General features: G+C 47.3%; 24 protein-coding genes. 6 read left to right on the plus strand and 18 right to left on the minus strand.

Features of this window, described 5'->3' with window-relative positions; genetic code table 11:
- Positions 1–310: 310 nt before the first annotated feature.
- The 6 genes from TES5_RS05950 (at position 311) to TES5_RS05975 (ending at position 6,852) form a co-directional block, all read left to right on the plus strand.
- Positions 311–1,492, plus strand: a complete 1,182-nt coding sequence (locus TES5_RS05950; protein ID WP_068560922.1) for a betaine/proline/choline family ABC transporter ATP-binding protein — start codon at positions 311–313, stop codon at positions 1,490–1,492.
- Between the two features lie 4 nt (positions 1,493–1,496).
- Entirely contained in the window at positions 1,497–2,135 is a 639-nt protein-coding gene (locus TES5_RS05955; protein ID WP_068560924.1) for an ABC transporter permease, read from the plus strand.
- Between the two features lie 2 nt (positions 2,136–2,137).
- Positions 2,138–3,088, plus strand: coding sequence for an osmoprotectant ABC transporter substrate-binding protein (locus TES5_RS05960; protein ID WP_198143302.1), 951 nt, complete (start codon positions 2,138–2,140; stop codon positions 3,086–3,088).
- Positions 3,085–3,762 (plus strand): ABC transporter permease, encoded by a 678-nt coding sequence (locus tag TES5_RS05965; RefSeq protein WP_304440619.1) that lies wholly within the window; start codon positions 3,085–3,087, stop codon positions 3,760–3,762. The genes TES5_RS05960 and TES5_RS05965 overlap by 4 nt, the downstream gene beginning before the upstream one ends.
- Positions 3,763–3,964: 202 nt before the next feature.
- Positions 3,965–5,842 carry an asparagine synthase (glutamine-hydrolyzing) gene (asnB, locus tag TES5_RS05970; RefSeq protein WP_068560932.1) on the plus strand — a complete coding sequence of 626 codons (1,878 nt, stop codon included), beginning with the start codon at positions 3,965–3,967 and terminating at the stop codon, positions 5,840–5,842.
- A gap of 389 nt (positions 5,843–6,231) precedes the next feature.
- Positions 6,232–6,852: an NAD(P)H-dependent oxidoreductase gene (locus tag TES5_RS05975; RefSeq protein ID WP_068560934.1), complete on the plus strand. Its 621-nt coding sequence runs from the start codon at positions 6,232–6,234 to the stop codon at positions 6,850–6,852.
- 65 nt (positions 6,853–6,917) lie between these two features.
- Here the strand turns inward: TES5_RS05975 and TES5_RS05980 are convergent, their stop codons facing one another.
- The 18 genes from TES5_RS05980 to TES5_RS06065 all read right to left on the minus strand — a co-directional run bounded on the left by TES5_RS05980 (position 6,918) and on the right by TES5_RS06065 (position 25,782).
- Positions 6,918–8,645: a phospho-sugar mutase gene (locus TES5_RS05980; protein ID WP_068560937.1), complete on the minus strand. Its 1,728-nt coding sequence runs from the start codon at positions 8,643–8,645 to the stop codon at positions 6,918–6,920.
- A gap of 168 nt (positions 8,646–8,813) precedes the next feature.
- Positions 8,814–9,785 carry a thioredoxin-disulfide reductase gene (trxB, locus tag TES5_RS05985; RefSeq protein WP_068560938.1) on the minus strand — a complete coding sequence of 324 codons (972 nt, stop codon included), beginning with the start codon at positions 9,783–9,785 and terminating at the stop codon, positions 8,814–8,816.
- 217 nt (positions 9,786–10,002) lie between these two features.
- Positions 10,003–10,896 carry a UTP--glucose-1-phosphate uridylyltransferase GalU gene (galU, locus tag TES5_RS05990; protein ID WP_068560940.1) on the minus strand — a complete coding sequence of 298 codons (894 nt, stop codon included), beginning with the start codon at positions 10,894–10,896 and terminating at the stop codon, positions 10,003–10,005.
- On the minus strand, positions 10,893–11,939 hold the full coding sequence (locus TES5_RS05995) for an NAD(P)H-dependent glycerol-3-phosphate dehydrogenase (RefSeq protein WP_068560942.1): 1,047 nt from the start codon (positions 11,937–11,939) through the stop codon (positions 10,893–10,895). Before TES5_RS05995 ends, galU begins: the two co-directional genes overlap by 4 nt.
- A gap of 19 nt (positions 11,940–11,958) precedes the next feature.
- A complete protein-coding gene (locus tag TES5_RS06000; protein ID WP_068560944.1) occupies positions 11,959–12,609 on the minus strand; it encodes an HAD-IA family hydrolase in 651 nt (216 codons plus the stop codon).
- Positions 12,610–12,616: 7 nt separating this feature from the next.
- Positions 12,617–13,453: a prolipoprotein diacylglyceryl transferase gene (gene lgt / locus TES5_RS06005; protein ID WP_068560946.1), complete on the minus strand. Its 837-nt coding sequence runs from the start codon at positions 13,451–13,453 to the stop codon at positions 12,617–12,619.
- 20 nt (positions 13,454–13,473) lie between these two features.
- Positions 13,474–14,412 carry an HPr(Ser) kinase/phosphatase gene (hprK, locus tag TES5_RS06010; RefSeq protein WP_068560949.1) on the minus strand — a complete coding sequence of 313 codons (939 nt, stop codon included), beginning with the start codon at positions 14,410–14,412 and terminating at the stop codon, positions 13,474–13,476.
- A 226-nt stretch (positions 14,413–14,638) separates the two neighbouring features.
- Positions 14,639–14,983 carry a phage holin family protein gene (locus TES5_RS06015; protein ID WP_068560951.1) on the minus strand — a complete coding sequence of 115 codons (345 nt, stop codon included), beginning with the start codon at positions 14,981–14,983 and terminating at the stop codon, positions 14,639–14,641.
- The gene (locus tag TES5_RS06020) at positions 14,983–15,300 is read right to left on the minus strand and encodes a PspC domain-containing protein (protein WP_068560953.1); all 318 of its coding nucleotides are present in this window, start codon (positions 15,298–15,300) and stop codon (positions 14,983–14,985) included. The genes TES5_RS06015 and TES5_RS06020 overlap by 1 nt, the downstream gene beginning before the upstream one ends.
- 41 nt (positions 15,301–15,341) lie before the next feature.
- Entirely contained in the window at positions 15,342–16,853 is a 1,512-nt protein-coding gene (gene liaX / locus TES5_RS06025) for a daptomycin-sensing surface protein LiaX (RefSeq protein WP_068560955.1), read from the minus strand.
- Between the two features lie 349 nt (positions 16,854–17,202).
- Positions 17,203–20,052: an excinuclease ABC subunit UvrA gene (uvrA, locus tag TES5_RS06030; protein WP_068560957.1), complete on the minus strand. Its 2,850-nt coding sequence runs from the start codon at positions 20,050–20,052 to the stop codon at positions 17,203–17,205.
- Between the two features lie 105 nt (positions 20,053–20,157).
- Entirely contained in the window at positions 20,158–20,505 is a 348-nt protein-coding gene (locus TES5_RS06035; RefSeq protein WP_068561054.1) for an ArsR/SmtB family transcription factor, read from the minus strand.
- 184 nt (positions 20,506–20,689) lie between these two features.
- A complete protein-coding gene (phoU, locus tag TES5_RS06040) occupies positions 20,690–21,358 on the minus strand; it encodes a phosphate signaling complex protein PhoU (RefSeq protein WP_068560959.1) in 669 nt (222 codons plus the stop codon).
- A 43-nt stretch (positions 21,359–21,401) separates the two neighbouring features.
- The gene (gene pstB / locus TES5_RS06045; protein ID WP_068560961.1) at positions 21,402–22,166 is read right to left on the minus strand and encodes a phosphate ABC transporter ATP-binding protein PstB; all 765 of its coding nucleotides are present in this window, start codon (positions 22,164–22,166) and stop codon (positions 21,402–21,404) included.
- A 12-nt stretch (positions 22,167–22,178) separates the two neighbouring features.
- Positions 22,179–22,985 (minus strand): phosphate ABC transporter ATP-binding protein PstB, encoded by an 807-nt coding sequence (pstB, locus tag TES5_RS06050; RefSeq protein ID WP_068560963.1) that lies wholly within the window; start codon positions 22,983–22,985, stop codon positions 22,179–22,181.
- 33 nt (positions 22,986–23,018) lie between these two features.
- Positions 23,019–23,903: a phosphate ABC transporter permease PstA gene (pstA, locus tag TES5_RS06055; protein ID WP_068561055.1), complete on the minus strand. Its 885-nt coding sequence runs from the start codon at positions 23,901–23,903 to the stop codon at positions 23,019–23,021.
- A gap of 2 nt (positions 23,904–23,905) precedes the next feature.
- Positions 23,906–24,823 carry a phosphate ABC transporter permease subunit PstC gene (gene pstC / locus TES5_RS06060; RefSeq protein WP_068561056.1) on the minus strand — a complete coding sequence of 306 codons (918 nt, stop codon included), beginning with the start codon at positions 24,821–24,823 and terminating at the stop codon, positions 23,906–23,908.
- A 98-nt stretch (positions 24,824–24,921) separates the two neighbouring features.
- Positions 24,922–25,782 carry a phosphate ABC transporter substrate-binding protein PstS family protein gene (locus TES5_RS06065; RefSeq protein WP_068560965.1) on the minus strand — a complete coding sequence of 287 codons (861 nt, stop codon included), beginning with the start codon at positions 25,780–25,782 and terminating at the stop codon, positions 24,922–24,924.
- Positions 25,783–26,130 lie beyond the last annotated feature (348 nt).

A 26,130-nucleotide genomic window follows, 5' to 3' on the forward strand; every position in this document is an offset into this window, starting at 1 on the left:
ATTTGCTCTTGCTATTATCCTAGCATTCTTTTTTATGATTCCCAATTATTTTTATTCTTTCCCAGCATGATTCCGGTTTATCTATAACTCTATATTTACTTCCTGATTTGTCAATTTAGGGGTATTCAGAATGTGTGAATTTTAAAATATAAAAATTTGTCGAAAATATACCGTCATCGCAACAATGGTAACGCTTCCGAAAATGCGTTTTTTTCACAAGATATCAACCTTATCATTTGCAAAAAGGCTTTGTTGCACGTTAAGGTAGAGTAAGACATTTGTGAAATTAAAAATATTAAGAGGTGAAACCATGATAGAATTTAAAAATCTGACTAAACGATTCCCAGGCGGGAAAGTTGCTGTGGATTCTCTGAACCTGACATTCAAGGATGGAGAGTTCATTGTATTCATCGGAACCAGCGGCAGTGGCAAGACAACCTCCATGCGGATGATCAACCGCATGATCGAACCAACCTCCGGTGAAATTTTGATCAACGGAAAAAACAGTAAGGACATGAACGCGGTGGAACTGAGACGCCAAATCGGCTACGTCATCCAGCAGATCGGCCTGATGCCCCACATGACTATCTTCGATAACATCGTTATGGTCCCAAAACTATTGAAATGGCCTGTCGAAAAACAAAGAAAGATTGCAGAAGAGCTGATTCAAAAAGTCGGTCTTCCTTTGGATTTTCTCGAACGCTATCCATCCGAACTGTCTGGCGGGCAACAACAGCGTATCGGTGTTATCCGGGCTTTGGCAGCTGACCAGGACATCATTTTGATGGATGAACCTTTTGGAGCTTTGGATCCGATCACCCGCGATTCCCTGCAGGAAACCCTCAAAGAACTGCAACGCGAATTGGGAAAAACGGTTATCTTCGTCACACATGATATGGATGAAGCTTTGAAACTGGCAGACCGGATCGTCATCATGCAGGACGGAAAAGTCGTTCAATTCGACACGCCCGACAATATCCTGATGGATCCGGCGAACGCATTCGTCGAAAACTTTATAGGCGAAGAACGTCTGAGCCAAGCGCGCACGAATTTCCGCACTGTTGAGCAGATCATGATCCGCGGCCCAGTTTCGGTTGCGTCAGATCAAAACCTGTCTGAAGCCATCAAATTGATGCGCACCCGTCGTGTCGACAGTTTGTTCGTGACCGATGCGGATGATATCTTGTTGGGCATGTTGAGTGTCGAAGCGATCGATACCAACCGACGCCGTCCAGTCACTGTCGGCGAGGTCATGAGTGAGGTTTCCTTTGTTCGTGAAGGCACACTCGTCCGGGATGCTTTACAACGGATCTTGAAATTGGGTTACAAAAATATTCCTGTGGTCAATGAAAATAATCAGCTTATCGGCTTGATTACCCGCACATCCATAGTGGATATGGTCTATGACACAATTTGGGGAGACATAGAGCCCGAAATGCCGGCGGAAGAAGTAATCGAGACAACCGCGGACATCGAAACGGTTGAGGGGTGATGATATGGACTTTTTGAAAGCGAATGGTTCCGAGTTGCTCTTTAAAACAGGAGAACATTTCTACATCTCAGCGATGGCGCTGGTGCTTGGCGTTCTGATTGCTGTTCCTTTAGGCATCGCCTTGACACGTTTCAAACGCTATTCCGGTTTTATCATCAGTTTTGTTTCGATTCTACAAACTGTCCCTTCTCTGGCTTTGCTTGCCTTGATGATTCCCTTGTTCGGAATCGGAAAGCTTCCCGCGATTGTAGCCTTGTTCATCTATTCACTCTTGCCGATTCTGAGAAATACGTTCATCGGCATCTCAAATGTGAACAGCACAATCGTTGACTCCGCAAAAGGGATGGGTATGACCGATAATCAGATTATTCTGCAGGTGAAATTGCCGCTTGCTGCCCCGGTCATCATGTCCGGGATCCGGTTGGCGGGAGTGTACGTCATCGCTTGGGCGACTCTTGCTTCGTATATCGGAGCCGGTGGTTTAGGGGATTACATTTTCAACGGATTGAATGTATACGATCAAGAAATGATCATTTGGGGAACCCTGCCGGTAACCTTGTTGGCTTTATTGGTTGACTTCCTCCTCGGTAAGCTTGAACGATTCGTTTCTCCACAGACAACATCTGCAAAAGGAGGAAACTGATGATGAAGAAATATATGAAAAAATGGTTGCTTTTCCCGCTGACAGCACTGTTATTGGCGGCTTGCTCTCTGCCTGGTCTGGGTGCCTCCGTAAACAATGACGGCATCGTCATCACCGGTGGGACAACGACAGAAATGCAAATATTGAGTTATATGGTCAGAGGGATGGTCGAACACTATCTGCCGGATGCTTCCGTGGATATGGTCAACAACCTCGGTTCATCGACTTTGAATCACCAAGCTATGATCGGCGGCGATGCAAATGTTTCGGCCGCTCGCTATACAGGGACTTCTCTGACCGGTGAGTTGGCCATGGATCCTATCACCGATCCCACATTGGCTTTCGAATCTGTTGTGAAGGGCTTCGATGATAAATTCAATCAGGTTTGGTTCCCTTCCTACGGGTTTGCCAACACATATGCCTTCTTGGTAACACGTGAATTTGCCGAAGAAAACAATCTGAAGACTGTCAGCGACCTCGCGGCATTGGCACCCAATCTGCGGGCTGGAGTGGACAACTCCTGGATGGAGCGGGAAGGCGACGGGTATGAAGCCTTCAAAGAAACATATGGTTTTGACTTCCAGCGTGTCTATCCCATGCAAGTCGGTCTTGTTTATGATGCCCTGCAGGCGGACGAAATGGATATCGTTTTAGGCTACTCCACTGACGGCCGGATCGCAAGCTACGACCTGGTCGTTCTCGAAGACGATCTGCAACTGTTCCCGCCATACGACGCCAGTCCGGTTGCCACTAAAGAGATTCTTGAGGCTTACCCCGAACTGGAGGCCATCCTTCTGAAACTTGAGGATACGCTGACGGATGAGCTGATGCAGGCAATGAACTATGAAGTCGACAACGATTTGGTGGAAGCCCAAACAGTCGCGCAAACTTTCTTGGAAGAGAACAACTATTTCGAAGATAAAGAAGTCACACCCCTAAAGGAGCGAAAATGATGAACTTAAGTGAAATGAACACACTTCAGCAATTGCTCTACTATTATAGAGAGAACGCCGGCTATGTATTCGAACAATTCACCCGTCATTTTCTGATTTCCATTTACGGTGTGCTGTTCGCGGCGATTGTGGCGATCCCCCTTGGTTTTTGGATTGCGCGCCACAAGAAATTGGCGGATTGGATCATCGGCGCCGCCAATGTCATCCAGACAATCCCTTCATTGGCGCTGTTGTCCATTTTGATGCTCGGACTCGGACTCGGATCAGACACCGTCATTGCGACCGTCTTCCTGTATTCGTTGCTGCCGATCATCAAAAACACCTACACGGGTGTCCGGAATGTCGATGCCGCCTTGTTGGATACGGGCAAAGGCATGGGCATGACGCGGATGCAATTGACCTATCTGGTCGAATTACCGTTATCCCTTTCCGTGATCATGGCCGGATTGCGTAATGCTTTGGTTGTTGCGATCGGTATCACTGCCATCGGTACCTTCATCGGTGCCGGCGGATTAGGGGATATCATTTCCCGCGGCGTCAATGCGACGAACGGGACAGCCATCATCCTCGCCGGTGCTATTCCGACCGCTTTGATGGCCGTTCTGGCCGACTGGTTGTTGGGTCTGATGGAAAAACGTCTGGATCCCTCCAGCAAAGTAAAACGTAACCGTTGAGCGCAAAAAAATAAGCAGTGAAATCGAAGGACAAGACTGTTCCATGAAAAGTGGACCATCTTGTCCTTTGATTTTTGGACATTCCGTATAGATTCCCGATTGGATAATTTCTTTTAATGATTTTCCATTTGTGATAGAATAGATTGGACTCTAGACGGACAGACATTCTGATCTAGCAAGAGATACTTAAGGAGTGGTATAAATGTGTGGTTTTGTTGGATATATCCATGGATCGACAGCATGGAACCATCAGGCTGTAATTGAAGGTATGATGAACAGAATCGTCCACCGCGGGCCAGACAGTGGCGGCATGTATTCTGATGACAAGGTAACGTTAGGCTTCCGCCGCTTGAGCATCATCGATCTTTCCGATAACGGAAAACAACCGATGTACAGTGCCGACGGAAATTTGGTATTGGTGTTCAATGGCGAAATCTTCAACTTCCAGGAGTTGCGCGAAGATCTGAAGCAAAAAGGGCACATCTTCCATTCCAAAACGGACAGTGAAGTTTTGATTTACGGCTATAAAGAATACGGTTATGACTTCGTGAAACAACTGCGCGGCATGTTCGCATTCGCGATTTGGGACAAAGTGAACGACACGATGTTCATCGCCCGTGACGGCTTCGGCATCAAACCGTTGTACTACACGACAAACACAACCGACGGCAGCTTGCTTTTCGGTTCTGAAATCAAATCATTTTTGGCTCACCCTGCTTTCATCAAAGAAGTGAACAAGGATGCTTTGCGTCCTTACTTGACGCTGCAATATTCTTCGATGGGCGAAACCTTCTTCAAAGGCGTCCACAAATTGAAACCGGCGCATTATATGGTGCTGAAAGGCAACGATATCCATACGGTCGAATATTGGGACAAAAAATTCCATGCCGAAAACGGCACTTTGGAAAGCTATGTGGAAGAAGTCAAAGCAACAATGGCCGATTCCGTCCGCGCCCACAAAATCAGTGATGTGAAGACAGGCGCCTTCCTTTCCGGCGGTGTCGATTCCAGCTTGGTCACAGCCTTGATGAAACCGGAAAAATCTTTTTCGGTCGGCTTCTCGGAATATGAAAAAATGTTCAACGAAACCAACCAAGCTGCTGATCTTTCCGACATCCTCGGCATCGAGAATGTCCGCAAGTACATCTCGCCTGAGGAAGCTTTTCATGCCCTGCCTACCATCCAATACCATATGGATGAACCGCAATCGAATCCGTCTTCCGTTCCGTTGTATTTCTTGGCTGAATTGGCGAAGAAAGATGTGACGGTCGTACTTTCGGGTGAAGGCGCTGATGAAATTTTCGGCGGCTACTCTTGGTATGAGCCATCCAAGAAAATGGAGACCTATGAAAAAGTACCTTACAGCCTAAGAAAAGGCATCGGCAAATTGGCACATAAATTGCCGAAAAATACGCTGACGACCTTCCTGGTCAAAGGCGGTCAAAAAGTGGAAGAACGCTTCATCGGCCAGGCCATCGTCTGGGACGAAGAAGAAGCTGTGGATATCCTGAAGCCGGCCTACAAAAACGGTCCGGATATCCGTTCGATAACCAAACCGATCTACGACGAAGTCAAAGGTCAGGATGATGTGACGAAGATGCAGTATCTCGATCTGAACCTTTGGATGCCTGGGGATATCCTGTTGAAAGCCGACAAGATGAGCATGGCCCACTCGTTGGAGCTGCGCGTACCTTTCCTGGATAAAGAAGTCATGGAATTGGCGAAACGCATCCCATCCGATTATCGTGTCAACGAAATCGATACAAAATACGTGCTCCGTAGAGCCGCTGCCGATGTCCTGCCTGAAGAATGGGCGAAACGTCCGAAGTTGGGCTTCCCGACTCCGATCCGTCACTGGCTGCGCGAAGAAGAATTCTACAACGAAGTCAGAAAAGCTTTCGCTTCCGACTATGCAGCAGAATTTTTCGACACCGATAAGCTTGTACAGATTCTCGACGACAACTATACGAAAAAATTGGATTATGGCCGCCAAATCTGGACAGCCTATATCTTCCTCGTCTGGTACAAACGTTTCTTCATTGATGAAACACCTCTGTCTTCGGAAGCTTTCGTAGCTTAAGATTACATAAATCAGAAACAGGAGCCTCCTAGCGCGGAGACTCCTGTTTTTGTGCGCCTGTTTCTGCGCGGCCAGCTGACCGGAGGAGCGCGTCCGAAATGCTGCCTAGCTCCGGTGAGCGGTCTTTAGCCGGAGAACGCCACCGACAATCAGCCTGAACTCCCGCGAACCACCCCTAACCGGAGTACGCATACTGTCTGTGGGCCGAACTCCGGCGAAGCCTCCGTTCGCCAGAGGAGAACAGACCACTGATTGCTGCTTCAATTCATCCGGGAAATCCCCTTCCGTTTTTGGTCAGCGAATCATCCTGTCGGTGATGGGTTATGCTTTCTTATCTTTGCGTGCAAATGGTATCATTAAGGTATAAAAATTGGAAAGAAGGTTTTTCTATGGCCAGAGTTTTAGTTGTGCGCGCGCATCCGTTCGACAGCAGTGTATCCCGCTCCATGAAAGTTTTGGATGCTTTTCTGGAGGAATACAAAGCTTTGAATCCTTATGATCGCATCAAAGACATGAATCTTTATGAAGTCGCCATCCCTGAGATCGATCGGGATCTTTTGACAGCCTGGAAGGAATTATCGAAAGGCGTGCTTTTTGATCAGTTGACTTCCCGTCAGCAAGAAAAAGTGACGCTGTTCAATCACTATACCGATGATTTTGTTTCCATGGATAAGATCATCATCGCCAATCCATTATGGAACATGCATGTTCCCAGTCGCCTGAAGACATGGATCGACACTATCACAGTTGCGGGTCAGACATTCCGTTACACGGAATCCGGAGCAGTCGGAATGGTCCCGGACAAGAAATTGTTGCATATCCAAGCGAATGGCGGCATTTTCGACGGAAGCGATCCTGCCAGCCAGTACATCAAGAGCATTTTCCATTTTCTGGGGGTCGAGGAGATTTCACAACTATTCGTTGAAGGTATGGACACATATCCGGATCGTGCCGATGAAATCGTTGCGGATGCGATCGAAAAAGCCAAACAACTGGCCAAAACATTCTGATGAACAATCCACAGCAAAAAGGAAGTCCGTAATCTTCGGACTTCCTTTTTTTAGTTTATTTCGGATTATTCAGCGGTCAAAGTACGGATGCTTGTTTCAAAAGCAGCGACTTTTTCATCGACTGCGGCTTGGCTTTCCGCTTTGGCACCGATATAGAATTTGATTTTTGGTTCTGTTCCGCTTGGGCGGATGGCGATCCAGCTGCCGTCCTCCAGGAAATATTTCAGCACATTCGAGCTCGGCATATCGATGCTTTCAGTGGAGCCGTCAGAGAATGTCTTTGTAGAGTTGCCGAAGTCTTCCGTGATCGATACGGCGATGCCTGCGAAATCCGCTGGTGCTTCCGTACGGAATTGGGCCATCAGCGCTTTGATTTTTTCTGCTCCGGTGATGCCGGACATCGTAACGGAAATCGTCTGTTCTTTATAATAGCCATGTGTTTCGAAAATTTCGACCAAGCCATCGTACAGCGTTTGACCTTTTTTCTTGTAGTACGCAGCTACTTCGGCAATCAACACGAGGGCCTGGATGGCGTCTTTATCGCGAACGAAAGGTTTTGCAAGATAGCCGTAGCTTTCCTCGAAGCCGAACAAGAATTCTTTACTGTGATCTTCTTCGTATTGCTTGATTTTTTCTGCGATGAATTTGAAACCGGTCAGTACATCCACCATGTCCGCTCCATAAGATTTGGCGATTGCTGTCGGCAACTCGCTCGATACGATCGATTTCAGGGCTGTGCCGTTGGCTGGCAATGTACCAGCCGCTTTTTTCGCGCGCAACAAATAATCCAGCATCAATGAAGCAATCTGGTTACCTGTCAGAACAACGTACTCGCCTTTTGCTTTGCGGACGGCCGCGCCCAAGCGGTCAGCATCCGGATCGGTCGCAACCAAAATATCCGCATCCAATTCCGTTCCAAGTTTGATGGCATACTCAAATGCGCCAGCTTCTTCCGGATTCGGTGATTTCACGGTTGAGAAATTCGGATCGGCAATTGCCTGTTCCGGCACGAGATAAATGCCTTCAAACCCGGCATTCTTCAAAGCACGTTCACCCAACATCTGCCCGGTTCCATGCAGCGGCGTGAAGACCAATTTCATTTCTTTGCTCATTTCATGGACAAGGGTAGGATCAACAGTCACCGTTTTGACAAGGTCAAGGTAAGTTGCATCGACCTCTTCCCCAAGCATTTTGATCAAACCAGCTGCTTTCAGCTCTGCTTCATCGCCCACTTGGATGGTCAGTGGATTTTCGATTGCTCTCACATAATCAGTCAAAGCGTCCGCATCGGCAGGTGGCATCTGGCCGCCGTCGTCTCCATATACTTTGTAGCCGTTGTAATCAGCCGGATTGTGGCTTGCAGTGATCATGATCCCCGTTAGCGCATTCATATGTCTTACCGCAAAGGATAGTTCAGGTGTAGGACGTAAGCTTTCAAAAACGAAAGCCGGAATGCCGTGTGCACCCAATGTTTTCGCTGCCTCCATCGCAAACTCCGGAGATTGGTGTCTGGAATCGTAAGCAATCGCGACGCCGCGTTTTTTCGCTTCTTCACCTTTTGCCTCCATCAAACGAGCCAATCCTTCGGTCGCTTGGCGGACTGTGTAGATGTTCATCCGATTGATGCCGACTCCCAGGATGCCGCGCATTCCGGCAGTTCCGAATTCCAGCGGAGCAAAAAAAGCATCTTTCAGTGCTTCTTCATTTCCCTCCAAAGATTTTAATTCTTCTTTTAATGTAGGTTCTAATAAGGCAAAATCATTCCATTGCTCGATGGTTTCTTGATAAGACATTTTCATCATCCTTCCCATATTAGTTTAACCATATTATAACATTACTTGCATGCCAATTGAGCGAAAAGATTGAATCTAAAAAAAAAGTTCACGCTCTGAATTCAGAACGTGAACTTTCGGGCTACTAATGAACTGGACAATAAAATCACTGTTGTGTGGACAATATTTTTAATCCACCGTCTCAGCAGCCGCTTCGGCGACTGCCAAGCGGTCATGCAGGTCTTCTATGTAAGCAAATGCGCGGTTTCCGGCTTCTCCGCCATCACCGACAGCAGTCGTAATTTGACGCAGAAGTTTTTGGCGCACATCCCCGATGGCAAAGATGCCCGGTATCGCCGTTTCCATGTGTTCATTCGTGATGATCCAACCTTCTTCATCCGTGATCCCCAAATCAAGGAAAGCATCCGATTGCGGCAGGATACCAACATAGATGAAGACACCGTCAACAGCTTCTTCCGTGATTTCATTGGTATTTTTATTGCGGATCACCACGCCAGTAACCTTTTGTCCGTCGCCCTTGATTTCTTCCACCATGGCATTCCAAGTGAAGGAAACTTTCTCATTTTTGAAGGCACGATCCTGGATGACTTTTTGAGCCCGCAACTCATCCCGCCTGTGCACGATGTTGACATCCGCGAATTGCGTCAAATAGGTTCCTTCCTCCACGGCAGAATCTCCGCCGCCGACCACTGCCAGTTTTTTGCCTTTAAAGAAAGCTCCATCACAGACGGCACAATAAGAAACGCCGCGGCCGTTGTACTGCTCCTCCCCGGGAACACCCAATTTTCGGTGGTAGGACCCGGTCGCAATGATGACGGCACGTGTCTTATAGGTTTTTTTGCCTGCTTCAACGATACGGTAATCGCCGTCGACAACAATTCGTTTTACATCGCCATAAACATGCTCCGCCCCGAATTGCATGGTGCTTTCGTACATCCGTTCAGCCAACTCAGGGCCTAAAATCGAATTGAAACCAGGGTAATTCTCAACTTCAGCTGTATTGTTCATCTCCCCACCGGGAATGCCACGCTCAAGCAATAACGTCTTCAAATTTGATCGGGATGCGTAAAGTGCTGCGGTCATTCCGCCTGGCCCGGCTCCGATGACGATGACGTCATAAATTGTTTCAGTCTGTTCCATATTTTTTGTATCTCCTTCTTGTGTCAAGTCTGTTCCGGTCAGATGCCGGAATCTGGTTCTAATACAGTTTACTCTGACTTGATTGTTTGTGCCACAATTCTGCTCAGGGCTCCAAAGTCAGCGAGAAGAAGCCGAGCCATTGATCGCAGAACGATTGATGGCTCGGCTTCTGTTGTTTATCACTCAACATTCGGCTGGATTCAGATTACCAAAACGGCTATTTGCCTTCATCCTCGGCAGCCAGTTTTTCACCAAGCTCCACCAGATAATTTTTCAATTTATCTTTTATTTCCGGATGGGTGAGGCCATAGGAAATGCTTGTCGTCAGGAAACCGAATTTGTCTCCAACGTCAAAGCGCTTGCCGTCAAAGCGTTTTGCGAAGACGCGTTGCGTTTGGTTCAACGTATCGATAGCGTCGGTCAATTGGATTTCCCCGCCGGCACCGGGATTTTGATTTTCCAGAATTTCAAAAATTTCGGGAGTCAGCAAGTAACGGCCGATGATCGCCAAATTGCTCGGCGCGTCTTCCGGCTTCGGTTTTTCGACGAATCTGCGGACGTTGAACAGGCCTGGTTCCAGTTCCTGATCCGGATCGATGATGCCGTATTTGGATGTTTCTTCATGAGGCACTTCCATCACGGCGATATTGGAAGCATGCGTGCGCCCATAAGCATCCATCAACTGCTTGGTCAACGGTACTTCATCTTCCATGAGATCATCACCCAGCATGACGACAAATGGTTCATCTCCGACAAAAGCTTTCGCCTGCAGAACCGCATGACCCAACCCCAATGGATAAGACTGACGGACGAAATGGATACGCAACCCGGTCGTTTCCTGAACCAATTCCAACAATTCATTTTTGCCTTTTTCGCGCAGATTCGCTTCCAATTCAATATTTGAATCAAAATGGTCTTCAATTGGACGTTTGCTTTTTCCGGTTACGATCAGGATATCTTCGATCCCTGATGCGATTGCTTCTTCGACGATGAATTGAATGGTCGGCTTATCGACGATCGGCAACATTTCTTTTGCCATCGCTTTCGTTGCCGGTAAAAAACGCGTTCCGAATCCCGCAGCAGGAATCACTGCTTTTCTGACTTTCTTCATATTGATTGGCTCCCCTTTTCCACATTTTGAGAAGATTGCTCTGCTTTGCCTTCGCGCAGCATCAATTCCTCGATTGCTTTTTTGACATCGACTTTCTCGTACAACACTTTATAGATTGCTTCTGTAATCGGCATTTCGATGCCTTTTTCCTGTGCCAACTCATAAGCGGCCTTTGTTGTTGCTACACCTTCAACAACCATCCCCATATTGTTCAGCACCTCATCCAGATCCTGGCCTTTTCCGATCAGATCCCCTGCTCGCCAGTTCCGCGAATGGCGGCTTGTGCCGGTCACGATCAGGTCGCCCACGCCACTCAAACCGAAGAATGTCATAGGATCTGCACCGAAAGCAATCCCCAGACGACTGATTTCCGCCAATCCGCGTGTCATCAAAGCCGCCTTCGCATTATCGCCGTAACCCAATCCATGCAGCGCTCCCGCACCTACTGCAATGATGTTCTTCAAAGCAGCACCCAATTCAACTCCGATGACATCCGTGTTCCGGTAGACCCTGAAATAAGGATTCATGAACAGTTTTTGCACATAAGCTGCACCCTCTTCGTCCTGGGATGCAGCAGTGATCGTTGTGATGTCTTTTTTTGCGACTTCTTCCGCATGGCTCGGTCCGGAAAGGACAACCAAGCTATCGTATTTCTCTGTCGGAATCTCTTCTTGGATGATGACGGAAATCCGTTTATGGGTATCCTGTTCCAATCCTTTGCTGGCATGTATCAGGTGCGGCCTTGTTTGGCCGTCCAATAATGATGCGACTTCTTTAGCAACTACACGGATTGCTTTTGTCGGCAGAACGAACAAAAGCGCATCCGCGTCACCTATAGCAGCTTTCAGATCGATGTACGCTACAATCGATTCACTCAGCTTTGCACCGGGTAAGTAATGCTCATTCGTATGCTGCTCATTGATTTCTTTGATTTGTTGTGGGTCATTCCCCCAAAGACGGACTTCATGTCCATTTTCATCCAATACCATCGATAAGGCTGTTCCCCAAGAACCAGCCCCTAGTACAGCAACTTTTTGTCTCATTTTGATCTCTTCCCCTCCATTAAACTCTCACGCCGGAAAGAATGTATTCTTCCAACTCATGTGGGTTTTTGACTATTTTTGTTGGTTGATAGGGTTGGATAAAAGCAGTCGTTTTTTCGGACCAGCCCACAAAAATACTTGTGATTCCCGCATTATTGCCTGCGACTATATCGTGGTGATTGTCCCCGACCATCGCGCTGGTCTCTCTTTTTGCTTCCAAACGTTCCATAGCCAGAAAGAGCGACTCCGGATCAGGTTTGGGTTGTGAAAAATCGCCTGACCCAATGATCGTATCAAAATAATCCGTGATGCCTAAAATGGATATGCCTCTTTTCAGCACATCGGTACGTTTTGTCGAAACGACGCCTAAGCGCAAGCCTTCTTGTTTGAGATTTCCAAGCATTTCTTTGATGCCGGGAAAAAGTCCGATCATTTCATCATGCTTCTCCAGCATCACTTCCCGGTACCGTGCGACCAACTCATCTTTTCTGTCCTGATCAAGTCGCCCATATATTTCCTCTAAACTGGGACCGTTGAACTGAGCCATTTCCTTCATTTTGAACCGGCCCGGGAAATTTTCCTCCAGGACGACAAAGTGGCTTTCGCTTATGAGCCGGTTCGTATCGGCGATAGTACCATCAAAATCAAATAATATTGTTTTAAATTCCATTCGTCTATTATACTCTCTTTCTACTGATATCCGTGTAGTAGGGATCAAGCGGATAATTATTTCGGCGTCTGTAAGCCCAGACTCCCATCGCTCCGAGGAACAGCAGGATGGACAGCGCCTGTGAAACCCGGATAGGCCCGAAAAGATACAGACTGTCCGTGCGCATGCCTTCGATGAAGAAGCGGCCGAACGAGTACCACATGACATAAGTGAACATCACTTCACCGACACGCAACAGTTGTTCTTTTCTGCGCAGGAACAGAATCAGCACAAAACCGGCCAACGACCAGAGCGATTCGTACAAGAAGGTCGGGTGGTAATAAATCCCATTGATGTTCATTTGTTCAATAATGAATTCAGGCAGGAATAAATTCTCCAAAAAGACGCGGCTGACTTCCTCACCATGCGCTTCCTGGTTCATGAAATTCCCCCATCTGCCGATGGATTGTGCAATCAGAACTGCGGGTGCCAAAATATCCATCGTCAATGCAAAGGAAATTCCTTTTCGTTTTGTGTACCAATAGATCGTCAAAATACCGGCGATCAACGCACCGTAAATGGCGATGCCACCATTCCAGACTTGAATGATTTCGCCTGGGTTCTGCAAATAATAATCCAATTCAAACAATACATAGTAAATGCGGGCGCCGATGATTCCTATCGGTATCGTCCAGAACATCATGTCGACGATAAAGTCCGGATCCAGTCCTTTTTTCTCGGCCTCTTTCGTAGCCAATGCCATGGCAACAAGTATCCCTGCCGCTATGATGACACCATACCAACGGATCTCCAAACCGCCGAACGACAAGGCGACGGGGTTTAATGCGGCTATCAAATTAGTCATGTTAATCTCCTTTGTTCAAGCTATTCGCCTTTTTGGGTATTCTCTTTAATCAAAGCTTCCAGATTTCTTTCGAAAGTCTCAGCGGCATTATAGCCCATCGTTTTCGCACGGAAATTCATGGCAGCCACTTCGATGATGATAGCAAGATTTCGCCCTGTCTTTACCGGAATTGTGATTTTAGGGATGCCGACATCCAAAATGTTCACGATTTCCTCGGTACTGCCCAGACGTTCAAATTTCTTGTCTTTGCTCCAAAGTTCCAGGTTAACAATCAGATTGACTTCATTAGCCTGTTTGACCGCGCCGGCCCCGAACAGCGTCATCACATCAATAATTCCGATTCCGCGGATTTCGATCAGATGGCGAAGAATGCCTGGTGCCTCACCTATCAGCGTATTTTCGTCATGCTGATACAGATCAACACGATCATCAGCGACCAACCGGTGTCCTTTTTGGATCAATTCCAAAGCCGTCTCCGACTTCCCGACGCCGCTGTCCCCTGTAATCATGACGCCCATTCCAAATACATCCACGAAAACACCGTGCATCGAAACCCGTTCCGCCAACTTGCCCTCAAGGAAATTGGTGATGTTGCTGGAAACTCTTGTCGTTCTGGATTGCGCCGAAAGAATCGGTATACCAGCTTCTTGAGCGGCTTTCGTCAATTCTGAGGGCGCAGGCAATCTGCGTCCGATAACGAAGCACGGTGTTTCTTTGCTGCAGAGGCGTCTCATAACGATCAGGCGCTCTTCTGCAGTCATCCGCTCGATAAATGTCAGTTCCGTTTTCCCCAACAATTGGATACGGGCCGACGGGTAAAAATTAAAGAAACCGGTCAACTCGACGCCGGGTCTGGAGATTTCGCTGGTTGTGATTTTATTTCCCAAGAACTCTTCTCCGCTCAGCACAACATAACCTGAAGAATCCACTAATTCCTTTACAGTGACTGTATTCGCCATTCTTATCCCTCACTCTATCATTTAATTTCCTGACCTCGATCAGACAGGATTTTTTCTTTTTCATCTCGCCTCAAACAACGATTGAATCGCTTGTGGTTTATTGTATTCCTATCCATCATAACATTTTATCCATGCATACGAAAGAACAAAAGGCAGCTGAAACAATCGTTTCAGCTGCCTTCATTTAGGTTATTTGATACTGACTGTCAATGTTGACCCCACTCAACTAATGCGCATCGTCCCTGCTCAGGAACATATGCACGATCGACATGATCAAAGCCACCAGAAACGCTGTACCGTAGCTTGTGAAGTGGAATCCCGGTCCCACCAACCAAGACGTCAGATACAGCATGAATCCATTGATCACGAAGCTGAACAAACCGAAAGTAAGGAGCGTAATCGGGAACGAGAGGATCAAAAACACTGGTTTGATCAGAAAATTGACGATACCCAAGACAATGCTGGCCCAGAACGCTGTCCAAAGGCTATGCACATAGAAGGAAGGTGCCATGAAATAAGCTAAGGCGATGAACACTAGCGAGTTGACCGCTGCTTTTTTCCAGAATCCCATCAGAAATCACTCCAGTCGTCCTCTTCTTGTTTATCCACTGGTTTTGCTTCCTTTACTGGTCTTGAAGCGTCGGAACTGCGGCGGGAAGATGATGATCCATACGTTCCTCCGAATGATTGTCCGCTGCCGCTTTGGCCCGGTTCAGGCATCAGGATCGCCATCAGGATATACAGCAATACGGGCGATCCGACTCCCGCAAAGACGGCAATCAGAAAGATCACACGCACAATCGTCGAATCGATGCCGAAGTATTCGGCAATACCTCCCAGAACACCGCTGACTTGTCTGTCTGTAGCAGATTTGGTTAATTTTTTCATGTTCGTTCTCTCCTTATTTGTGCCATTTATTATCGCTATTTTTAGTTATTTTTTAAAAATATGTTTCCTGTTGTTGTCTTTAATTCTACCATAACCGGAGATTCCTCGTCCATTCGTCTGAATTCCAGATACTTGTTTGTGTGTTCATTTTTTTGGCGGATGATTTCGATATTCTCCATCCGGTTCATGATTTTCCCCAACGAACTGCTTGCTCTCACTTCTGCGCTTTTGGCAGCAGGCAAAGACAGCTTGACAGAACCGTTGACGGAACTAGCTTGGATCTGTTTGGCGTTTGTTCCTGGATAGGACAGTTTCACATCCCCATTCACCACGGAAACAGTTGCACTGACGACATCGCTTTTGATCGTCAGACTGCCGTTGATTGTTTTCGCCAACACATCAACGATCGTACTTTCCGAAACGTCCAGATTCCCGTTGACTCCATCCGTCTCCAGCATGATGGCCTTGAGACCTGAAATGACCATATTGCCGTTCGTGGATTTGATGTAAAAATCTTTTCCTTCAATGTTTTTCAAGGTCGCATTCCCGTTCAACATCTTAATTGCGACGTAATCGTATTCGCGTTTCGGCAAGGAGACGACGATATCGCATTTCACCCGTTTGTTCGGAACGCGGAAAGTGAGTTTATCCTCATCCATCACAATCGTACTTCGGGCGTCGAAAGCTTCCTTCGCTGTCGCTTCTTCCGTTTTTCCGTAAATCTTCACATCTGCAGCGACCGAAATGGTTTCGTTATCCCAACTCTGCAACGTCACATTCCCGTTTGCCAATTGAAAATCAAGGATTGTCGCGGTATTCTGATCGAATATGAATTCATGCTGGAATTTACTTGTGATCAAGCCTGGGATCTTGATGTTGAAATCAGTGTCTTTCCAATCGACATTCTCTGCGACCGTCTGGACCGTATCGACCAAAAATTTGCTTAGTTGGGTGCCTGCTTTAGTGAGACGTTCCGCGAAATTGGTGGCTGTGTCTTTCCATTCCTCTTTATTGCCCAGTTTCTCACCAAAAGATTTCACGCTATTTTCCACATGCTCCTTCTTGAGGCTGCGCATTTTTTGTTCCATCTCGCTTTTTTCGGCTTCCAGCGCGGCAACTTGTCCGCGAAGAGCCTCCAGTTCTTCATCCAAACGCATCAACGTAATTTCTTGTTCGCCAGTCAAATCGCCCAATTCATCTGCTGTGGCCAGTTCCTGCCTTTTTTCGGATTTGTCGTTGATTTGTTTTTGCAATGACTGGAGTGCTTCGCCTTTCGCATCGATCTGAGAGGAGAAATAGGAAATTTCGCTGGCCAGCTCATCCAAAATCTTTTCCAAATTTCTGCGGTCTTCCCGTTCCTTATCGGAAACTGGAGCCGTTTGCTCTGAGGATTCTGATGAAGTATCGGGTACATCTGTGAAATCTTGCTGCTGATTGAACTTCACTGCATCTTTTCCTTCGCGCTTCGCTAAGTTCTCTAAAAGTACCAAGGCTTCTTCTGTAGTGATGATGCCTTCTCTTACCAACGCCAAAATTCGGTCTCTTTCATTCATGGTAGTTCCTCCTTGATGATTATCCATTTATCTATTCGCTGACAGGGGACTCAATTTGCCTATTTCTGGATATCTATTGCTTATGTCCTTATTATGCCCAAGTTCGTTCCTCTTGTCATAGGTCTTAAGTTTGATTTTCTCTTCAGCAGAAATGACTAGAAGCTAGCGGACACAGTAGGGTTGCCTGCTGAAAAAAGAAAGTGCGTATAAGCTGTCCTAAGCTCCAGCGAGGGCAGTTCACCGGAGAAGAATGCTACATTTCCAAATTATAGAGAATTGCCTCAAATAAATTATCTGACAGCAACGACGAACAGGCTGTCTCATCATTAGATGAGGCAGCCTGTTTTGGCTATTTCTTTTTTTTATCCCTTACTTTATCCCGTTCGAGAATAGGTTTCAAGAATTGGCCGGTATAGCTGCCCTCTACCTCAGCGATTTCTTCCGGAGTGCCGGTAGCGAGCACGGTTCCCCCGCCGGCTCCGCCTTCAGGTCCCATATCGATGATGTAATCGGCTGTTTTGATCACGTCCAGATTGTGTTCGATCACGACGATCGTGTTGCCGGCTTCCACCAGACGGTCCAAAACCTGCAACAATCTGGCGATATCATGCGTATGCAACCCTGTGGTCGGTTCATCCAGTATGTAGAATGTCTTGCCGCTTGATACGCGCTGCAGTTCACTGGCCAATTTCATCCGCTGGGCTTCACCACCGGATAAAGTCGTTGCGGGTTGTCCCAATGTCACATAGCCGAGTCCGACATCGACGATGGTCTGTAGTTTGCGCCTGATTTTAGGGATAGCTTCAAAATATGTCAGAGCTTCCTCAATGGTCATATCCAATACTTGGGCGATATTCTTGCCTTTGTACTGCACTTCCAACGTTTCGGAATTATAGCGTGTGCCGTGGCAAACTTCGCAAGGCACGTAAACATCCGGCAGGAAATGCATCTCAATTTTCAGAATGCCATCGCCGCGGCAAGCTTCACAACGTCCGCCCTTGACATTGAAGCTGAAGCGGCCTTTTTTGTAGCCGCGTATTTTGGCTTCATTGGTGCTGGCAAATAGGTCGCGCATGTCATCGAAGACGCTGGTATAGGTTGCCGGATTGCTTCGCGGCGTCCGTCCGATCGGGCTTTGATCGATATCGATGATTTTCTCCAGACCTTCGAACCCGCTGATTGTTTTGAACTTGCCCGGTTTTTCTTTCGTACGGGTCAATTCTTTGGCAAGAGCCGTCTTCAGGACATTGTTGACCAAAGAACTTTTTCCTGAACCGGAAACACCGGTGACTGCCACGATTTTCCCTAAAGGAAAGGCAGCATCCACATTCTTCAGGTTATTCTCAGTAGCACCGGTGATTTTCACGGCACCTTTTTCCTCTGTCCTTCGCGTCTCCGGAACCGGGATGAACAATTTCCCTGACAGATATTTTCCGGTCAAGGATTTCTTATTTTTCATGACTTGCTCGGGCGTTCCGGCAGCCACAATTTCACCACCGAGTTCGCCAGCACCCGGTCCGATATCGATCAGATAATCCGCCTGCATCATCGTGTCCTCATCGTGCTCCACGACGATGAGCGTGTTTCCAAGGTCGCGCATATTTTTCATCGATTCAATCAACCGATTATTGTCGCGTTGATGCAACCCGATGGACGGCTCATCCAAGATGTAGAGCACGCCGGACAGATTGGAGCCTATTTGTGTAGCCAAGCGGATCCGCTGCGCCTCTCCTCCAGAAAGTGTGCCCGCCGTCCGGCTCAACGTCAAATAATCGAGGCCGACATTCTTGAGGAAAGTCAAGCGTGACAAGATTTCCTTCAGTATAGGTGCCGCAATCTGCTGCTCTTGTTCCGAAAGAGAAATTCCCTCGAAGAAAGCTACAGCATTTTCGATGGAAAACTCCGTTACTTGCCCGATGTCGTGTTGGGCCACCTTCACCGCCAAGGCTTGCTCATTGAGACGATAGCCGTGGCAAGTATGGCAGGGCAACTCGGTCATGTACTGGCGCATCGCTTCGCGCGTAAAATCGCTCGATGTTTCTTTGTAGCGTCGATTGACATTAGTGATGACCCCTTCAAAGGGGATATCGACATCGCGGACACCACCGAATTCATTCTGGTAATGGAAATGGAACAAGTCGCCTCCAGCGCCATACAGCAGTTTTTGCTGGGTGTCGGGGCCAAGCTCGGCAAACGGAAGATCCATATCGATGCCGTTCTGTGCACAAAATTGACGCAGCATTTCCGGATAGTAATTTGAACTGATCGGGTTCCACGGTACCAAAGCCCCTTCATTCAAAGAAAGTTGCTTATCCGGAACGATCAAATCAAGATCGACTTCCAACTTCATTCCTAACCCGTCACATTCGGAACAGGCTCCATAGGGCGCGTTGAAAGAAAACAGCCGCGGTTCGATCTCGCCAATCGTAAATCCGCAATACGGGCAAGCATGGTGTTCGCTGAATAAAAGTTCTTCACTGCCGATGACATCAACAATGGCGTAGCCATCAGCCAAATGCAACGCCGCTTCGATCGAATCGAAGATGCGCGAACGGATGCCCTCCTTGATGACTACCCGATCCACAACAATCGCGATGTCATGTTTTTTATTCTTTTCCAATTCAATATCTTCGGAAATATCAAACAGTTCCCCATCAACGCGGACACGGACATAGCCTTGCTTTTTGATGTCCTCGAATACTTTTTTGTGCTGTCCCTTTTTCCCTTTGACGATCGGTGCCAATATCTGCATTTTCGTGCGTTCCGGAAACTCAAGCACCTGATTCACCATCTGCTCGGGCGATTGACTGCTGATCGGGGTGCCATCATTCGGACAAATGGGATGACCCACACGTGCAAAAAGCAGGCGCAGGAAATCATTGACTTCCGTGACTGTTCCGACTGTCGAACGGGGATTGCGGTTCGTCGTCTTTTGATCGATTGCAATGGCTGGACTCAAGCCATCGATACTGTCCACATCCGGCTTGTCCATCTGACCCAGAAACTGGCGCGCATAGGCTGACAGGCTTTCCACATACCGCCTTTGACCTTCTGCGTAAAGCGTATCGAAAGCTAATGAGCTCTTACCCGACCCAGAAAGACCGGTCATGACGACAAGTTTGTCCCTGGGGATGGTGACATCTATATTTTTCAAGTTATGCGAACGGGCTCCCCGTACCATGATTTGGTCTTTTGCCATAATTTCAGATCCTTTTTTGACTTATTCTTTGGTTTTCGTCGATTTCCTGTTTGACTGTAGTATACCATATCCAGCCCTGAAAAGAACACTAGTTCGCTCCCCTGTTCAATGCGGTTTCTTATCTGATGCTGTTGTACTTGTTTTAATTTTTGCATCCTCCCGGCCGTGTTCGGCATGTTCGACAGCCATGTGGAGAATTGCGTAGACATGCTGATCCTCTTGGCTGTACAGGATGTTTTTCCCGTTTCTTCTGCTCTTCACCAACTTTGCTTCCCTCAGCTTTTTCAGTTGGTGCGACACCGCGGATTGCTCCAAGTCCAGTTCCTCCGCAATAGCATTTACGTTCAGTTCCCGATTTTCCAGTACATGGAGAATCAAAAAACGCGTTGGATCGCCGATCAATTTGAATATTTTTGTAACTGCCTGTATCGTTTCTGTATTCAAGTCTGACATCATCTCACTTAGACCCCTATCCCTTACTTCAATCCTTATTTTAGCAAATTCATCCGTTCTATGAAAGCCATTGCCCTTGCTGCCAAAATCAAGCAACTGTATGCAATCCGGCTTGGCTCAAGCTCTGACTGACACAGAAAAAAAGCGTTGCAACACCGCTTTGGGTATCACAACGCTTTTATCATTAAATTTTATGATGGACATTCAATTCTACTACTTCTCCGGAGTCCAAGTAAATGATCCACTCGGAAATATTTGTTACGTAATCTCCGATTCTTTCTAAATAAGTGGAGATACGCATATAGTTTGTTCCGCCCAAAACGATCTCAGGATCTTGCTTCATTTGTTCGATGCAGTTTTCATAGATATTTTTGGCGGCCGCGTCGATCTCCGTATCCCGCGCCGCAATTTCCCGCGCACGTTCGACATCAAGGACGACATAAGCGTCCAGGACTTCCTTGACCATATCCATGACCTTCAAAGCTGTTTCTGCAATGGCCGTTTCGATATCGGCATCATGCTTCTTGCCCTTCACCTTGATCGTCGATTTTGCGATACTGACTGCATGATCGCCGATCCGCTCCAAGTCTGCGCTGGCTTTCATCACGGTCACGATTTTGCGCAAGTCCGTAGTCACAGGCTGCTGCAAAGCAATCAGCTCGAAGCATTCGATTTCCAGATCGTTCTCAAGCTTATTGATGGCTGCATCTTCATCGATGACTTGCTGCGCCAGTTCCTTGTCGTGCGTTACAAAAGCATCGATTGACTTATGGATTGCAGCATTGACCAATACACCCATCTTCAAAAAGTGAGCGTGCAAACTCTCTAATTCTTCTTCAAACACTCGTCTCATCAAAAACCAACCCCTTTGTAAATATATTTCATTATGCAATGGATCAGCCGAAACGTCCAGATATATAATCTTCCGTTTGTTTTTCTTTTGGATTCGTGAAAATTTGGCTTGTTTCCCCGTACTCGATCAGTTCACCGTTCAAGAAAAAGGCGGTGTTATCAGAGATCCGCGATGCTTGTTGCATATTATGCGTAACAATGATCATCGTGTAATCTTCTTTCAATTCCATAAGCATCCGTTCAATTTGTGCACTGGAAATCGGATCCAAGGCACTCGTCGGTTCATCCAACAAAATGACTTCCGGTTCGATCGCCAAGACCCGTGCGATGCAGACACGTTGTTGCTGGCCACCAGATAAAGATAAGGCGCTCTGATCCAGTTTATCTTTGACATCATCCCATACAGCTGCTTTCTTCAGGCTCTCTTCCACGATTTGGGCGATTTTTTCCTTATCCTTCATCCCGGCGATGCGCAGACCATACGCCACGTTATCGAAAACTGAAAACGGGAATGGATTCGGCTGTTGGAAAACCATACCGACTTTTTTTCTCAGTTCTACCGTGTCCATTTGCGGACTATAGATATCCTGATCATTGAAACTGATTTTCCCGGTGACCGTCACATCCGGAATCAGATCATTCATCCGATTCAAGGTCCTTAAATAGGTGGATTTTCCGCATCCGCTCGGCCCTATCAAAGCCGTGATTTCTTTTTTATGAAAATCAAGCGAAATGCCCTTCAACGCTTCGTTCTTTCCGTAATATAAATGTACATCACGCGTTTCAATAATGGGTTTAGTGCTTTTCACGTTGCTTTCCTCCTAGCCGAAATGCCCAGAAACATAATCTTCCGTCTGTTGGATCTTCGGACGAGTAAAGATTTTTCTGGTCTCATCATATTCAATGACATTGCCCAAATAGAAGAACGCTGTATAATCACTGATTCGGGATGCCTGCTGCATATTGTGCGTAACAATGATGATTGTATACTTCTCCTTCAGCTCCAACAACGTCTCTTCGACTTGGGAAGTCGAGATCGGGTCCAACGCACTGGCTGGCTCATCCAGAAGCAGGATATCCGGCTTCAGAGCGATCGCCCTTGCGATGCAGAGCCGCTGCTGTTGACCACCAGAGAGCGCTAAGGCGCTCTTGTTCAACTGATCCTTCACTTGGTCCCAAAGAGCAGCTTGTTTCAGGCTGGTTTCGACGATTTCGTCCAATGTCGCCTTGTCCTTCAGACCATGCCTTCTCAGTGCGAAAGCGATGTTCTCATAAATCGATTTGCTGAAAGGATTCGGCCTTTGGAATACCATCCCAATATTTTTCCGCATCTCGAACACATCAACTTCAGGCACGTTCACATCGATGCCTTGATAAATGATTTCTCCAGTCACTTTTGCACCGGGAACAGTGTCGTTCATTCGGTTCAACGAACGGAGATAAGTCGATTTCCCACACCCGCTCGGTCCGATCAGCGAGGTGATTTTATTCTTTTCAAATTCCATGGAAACGCCTTTGATCGCTTCAAAATCGCCATAATGAACGTGAAGATCATTTGTTTTGAGGGCGACTTCGGCCTCAGGACGCATCTGGATGATGTTCGTTGCCAATATCTTTTCATTTCCCATCAAGGGTCCCTCCTTCAAGTCAATTTTCCGTTTCTATGCTGAAGTAGCCTTCTTCTGCAATCTTCTGCCCAAACTTCTGGCAGTCAGATTGAAGATGAGGACAGCCAATACCAGTACTGCTGAGGCACCAGCTGACACTTCCGCTCCATCCGGTTTTACGCCTTCACTGTTGATCTTCCAGATGTGCACAGCCAATGTTTCGGCAGGCCGGAAAATATTTAAAGGACTTGTGATGGATTGTGGATTCCAGTTTGTGAAATCCAAAGCCGGCGCGCTCTGCCCGGCTGTATAAATCAAAGCGGCAGCTTCACCGAAAATACGTCCTGCCGCCAAAATCATTCCAGTCAAAATACCCGGCAAGGCAGCCGGAAGAATGATCAACGTCACTGTCTCCCAACGGGAAAGGCCCAACGCTAAGCCAGCTTCACGCTGGGAAGACGGGATCGCCCGCAAGGAATCTTCGATCGTACGCGTCAAAAGCGGCAGATTAAAGATAGTCAGGGACAAAGCTCCCGAAAGGATCGAGAAGCCAAAACCGTACTGGATGACGAAAATCAGGAATCCGAAGAGACCGACGACAACGGATGGCAAAGAACTCAAAACTTCGATAGCAGTACGGATGATGTCGGTAAACCAATTTTGAGGTGCATATTCCGAAAGATAAATCGCCGCGCCCAAGGCAAGTGGCGTACTGATCAACAAGGTCAGGACCAACAAATAGAACGAATTGAACAACTGAATTCCGATTCCTCCGCCTACCTGGAAGGATTTTGCTGGAGCCGTCAAAAATTCCCACGAAAACTGGGGCAAGCCGCGCCATAGAATAAAGAGCAGCAGACTGGCCAAAATAAGGATGATCGTTCCGGAAAAAAAATAAATCAGGCCGACCATAAATTTGTCTACTTTTTTGGGATTCAGATTCATTTTTTAACGGCTCCTTTCTTACCGATGTAACGTGTCAAAATATTGAAGAATAGAGCCATCAAAAGGAGGATGGTCGCCAATGACCAGAGGACATTGTTTTCCAAAGTTCCCATTACGGTGTTCCCCATGCTCATCGTCAAAATACTTGTCAATGTCGAAGCTGGGGTCACCAGGCTGTTCGGCATCAAAGTCGCATTTCCGATGACCATTTGAACCGCCAAGGCTTCTCCGAACGCACGCGCCATCCCGAAGACGACTGCCGTCAACAATCCGGGGGTCGCTGCCCGCAGAACCACTTTATAGATGGTCTGCCACCGTGTCCCGCCCATAGCGAGTGAAGCCTCACGGTAATGACGCGGAACAGCATTCAAAGCATCCACTGACATACTGGTCACAGTCGGCAAAATCATAACGAACAGAACCAGAGTAGAAGATAAAATACCGAATCCGGTACCGCCGAACAAGGAACGGACAAACGGCACAACAACAGTCAAGCCGATGAAACCATATACAACGGACGGAATACCGACAAGCAGTTCGATGACCGGCTGCAGAATTTTTTTCCCGGACTTCGGTGAAATTTCCGTCATGAACAAAGCTGCAGCAACGGCAAAAGGTGTCGCCAAGGCTGCGGAAATCAAAGTGACCAAAAATGAGCCTGCGATCATCGGTAAGGCTCCGACCAAGGGTGTGCCGTCATCAGCGACGGTGCCGGGATTCCAGATGCTTTTCGTCAAAAAATCCCCTAATGATACACCATCCGTGACAAAGGTGGATATCCCTTTGCTGATGACAAAATATAGAATGGACAGCACGATGAAGACGATGACTGTCGTGCTGATCAGACTGATGGTGCGTCCAAACGATTCCAATCTGCGTTTACTTGACTTTTTCATTAAGTTTCCTGGTGTCATTTCCAAGAGAAACCCTCCTCTTAAACTTTGAGCCGCGACGAAAGGCGCCTTCCTATGAAAAGGCGGATGCCATTCATCACAATGATATTTCAGTTGTTTTATTCGATCGGTGTTACGTTTCCTTCAAGGTCCCTGTCGACCTTCATATCTGTGGAAGGAATGTATCCCAACGCTTCAATCAGACTTCCTTGGACATCTTCCGACAGCATGTAATCCAGGAATTCTTTCGTCAAGCCTGTCGGTTCGCCATTCGTGTACATATGTTCATATGCCCAGATGACCCATGCGTTTGTCGTAACGTTCTCAGGCGTCGGCTTCACCCCGTCGACGGAAAGCGCCTCGACATCTTCATTGACGTACGAGAACGATACATAACTGATGGTTCCCGGTGTTGAAGCAACAATCTGACGGACGGTTCCGTTGGATTCCTGCTCTTGGGTGATGATGCTTTCTTCTCCGGCCAGAACCCATTTATCGAATGTTGCCCTGGTTCCACTGCCCTTGGCTCGGTTCAAGACGACGATCGGGAGATCTTTTCCTCCCAACTCGGACCAATTGCTGTATTTGCCGGTAAAAATGCCGCGCAACTCCTCCATGGAAAGATCGGTCACACCGACGCCTAGTGTCACGATAGGCGTGATGCCGACGATGGCGACACGATGATCGACCAATTGGCTGGCATCGATGCCTTCCCTCTCTTCAGCAAAAATATCCGAATTGCCGATGTCAACCGCACCTGCGGCAATCTGACTCAAGCCTGTTCCGGTACCGCCGCCTTGGACATTGACGAATTTCCCCAGATTTTCCGCACTGAATTGTTCCCCAGCGGCCTCGACTAACGGTTGCAGCGCAGAAGAACCGACCGCCGTGATGGATTCCTCATCGACTACGGGGCCGCAGGCTGACAGAGCGAAAACGGCAGCGAGACTGACTATGGCTGAAACGTATTTTAATTTCATTGTGTACCTCCCATTTATTTACCTTGAACACATACTTATCCATCGTAACGAATGTTTGTAAATGTTTCGTATCTCTTTTGTAAATTTTATGTAAATCCACCATATATTTTATCGATGGAACATTTTAACGTTGATTTAACGTTTTTTTTCTGTAAATTTACGCTCTGATTATCCACATTATAACAAATTGGCGGAACGCTTGTCTTATATCTGGTGCAGAAATATATATTACATTTTCATGAGTATTTTCAATGACCTGCAGTTGACTGCCGTGATCAAAAAACGCATAAGAAAAGCTGAACGGGTTCGTTCAGCCCTGAAAGAAATTTAGGAAATCGTGCCGACTGA

It is taken from the genome of Trichococcus sp. ES5 (genome assembly GCF_900067165.1).
Lineage (GTDB): Bacteria > Bacillota > Bacilli > Lactobacillales > Aerococcaceae > Trichococcus > Trichococcus flocculiformis.

What these genes read in the sequence shown, in the direction of transcription:
- lgt (WP_068560946.1), bottom strand. Translation starts at nt 13,453, where the DNA reads ATGACTAATTTGATAGCCGCATTAAACCCCGTCGCCTTGTCGTTCGGC.
- TES5_RS05965 (WP_304440619.1), top strand. Translation starts at nt 3,085, where the DNA reads ATGATGAACTTAAGTGAAATGAACACACTTCAGCAATTGCTCTACTAT.
- TES5_RS05980 (WP_068560937.1), bottom strand. Translation starts at nt 8,645, where the DNA reads ATGTCTTATCAAGAAACCATCGAGCAATGGAATGATTTTGCCTTATTA.
- asnB (WP_068560932.1), top strand. Translation starts at nt 3,965, where the DNA reads ATGTGTGGTTTTGTTGGATATATCCATGGATCGACAGCATGGAACCAT.
- TES5_RS06015 (WP_068560951.1), bottom strand. Translation starts at nt 14,983, where the DNA reads ATGGGATTCTGGAAAAAAGCAGCGGTCAACTCGCTAGTGTTCATCGCC.
- uvrA (WP_068560957.1), bottom strand. Translation starts at nt 20,052, where the DNA reads ATGGCAAAAGACCAAATCATGGTACGGGGAGCCCGTTCGCATAACTTG.
- TES5_RS05950 (WP_068560922.1), top strand. Translation starts at nt 311, where the DNA reads ATGATAGAATTTAAAAATCTGACTAAACGATTCCCAGGCGGGAAAGTT.
- phoU (WP_068560959.1), bottom strand. Translation starts at nt 21,358, where the DNA reads ATGAGACGAGTGTTTGAAGAAGAATTAGAGAGTTTGCACGCTCACTTT.
- trxB (WP_068560938.1), bottom strand. Translation starts at nt 9,785, where the DNA reads ATGGAACAGACTGAAACAATTTATGACGTCATCGTCATCGGAGCCGGG.
- TES5_RS05955 (WP_068560924.1), top strand. Translation starts at nt 1,497, where the DNA reads ATGGACTTTTTGAAAGCGAATGGTTCCGAGTTGCTCTTTAAAACAGGA.
- TES5_RS06065 (WP_068560965.1), bottom strand. Translation starts at nt 25,782, where the DNA reads ATGAAATTAAAATACGTTTCAGCCATAGTCAGTCTCGCTGCCGTTTTC.
- TES5_RS05995 (WP_068560942.1), bottom strand. Translation starts at nt 11,939, where the DNA reads ATGAGACAAAAAGTTGCTGTACTAGGGGCTGGTTCTTGGGGAACAGCC.
- TES5_RS06020 (WP_068560953.1), bottom strand. Translation starts at nt 15,300, where the DNA reads ATGAAAAAATTAACCAAATCTGCTACAGACAGACAAGTCAGCGGTGTT.
- hprK (WP_068560949.1), bottom strand. Translation starts at nt 14,412, where the DNA reads ATGGCGAATACAGTCACTGTAAAGGAATTAGTGGATTCTTCAGGTTAT.
- liaX (WP_068560955.1), bottom strand. Translation starts at nt 16,853, where the DNA reads ATGAATGAAAGAGACCGAATTTTGGCGTTGGTAAGAGAAGGCATCATC.
- galU (WP_068560940.1), bottom strand. Translation starts at nt 10,896, where the DNA reads ATGAAGAAAGTCAGAAAAGCAGTGATTCCTGCTGCGGGATTCGGAACG.
- pstB (WP_068560963.1), bottom strand. Translation starts at nt 22,985, where the DNA reads ATGGGAAATGAAAAGATATTGGCAACGAACATCATCCAGATGCGTCCT.
- TES5_RS06035 (WP_068561054.1), bottom strand. Translation starts at nt 20,505, where the DNA reads ATGTCAGACTTGAATACAGAAACGATACAGGCAGTTACAAAAATATTC.
- TES5_RS06000 (WP_068560944.1), bottom strand. Translation starts at nt 12,609, where the DNA reads ATGGAATTTAAAACAATATTATTTGATTTTGATGGTACTATCGCCGAT.
- pstC (WP_068561056.1), bottom strand. Translation starts at nt 24,823, where the DNA reads ATGACACCAGGAAACTTAATGAAAAAGTCAAGTAAACGCAGATTGGAA.
- TES5_RS05975 (WP_068560934.1), top strand. Translation starts at nt 6,232, where the DNA reads ATGGCCAGAGTTTTAGTTGTGCGCGCGCATCCGTTCGACAGCAGTGTA.
- TES5_RS05960 (WP_198143302.1), top strand. Translation starts at nt 2,138, where the DNA reads ATGAAGAAATATATGAAAAAATGGTTGCTTTTCCCGCTGACAGCACTG.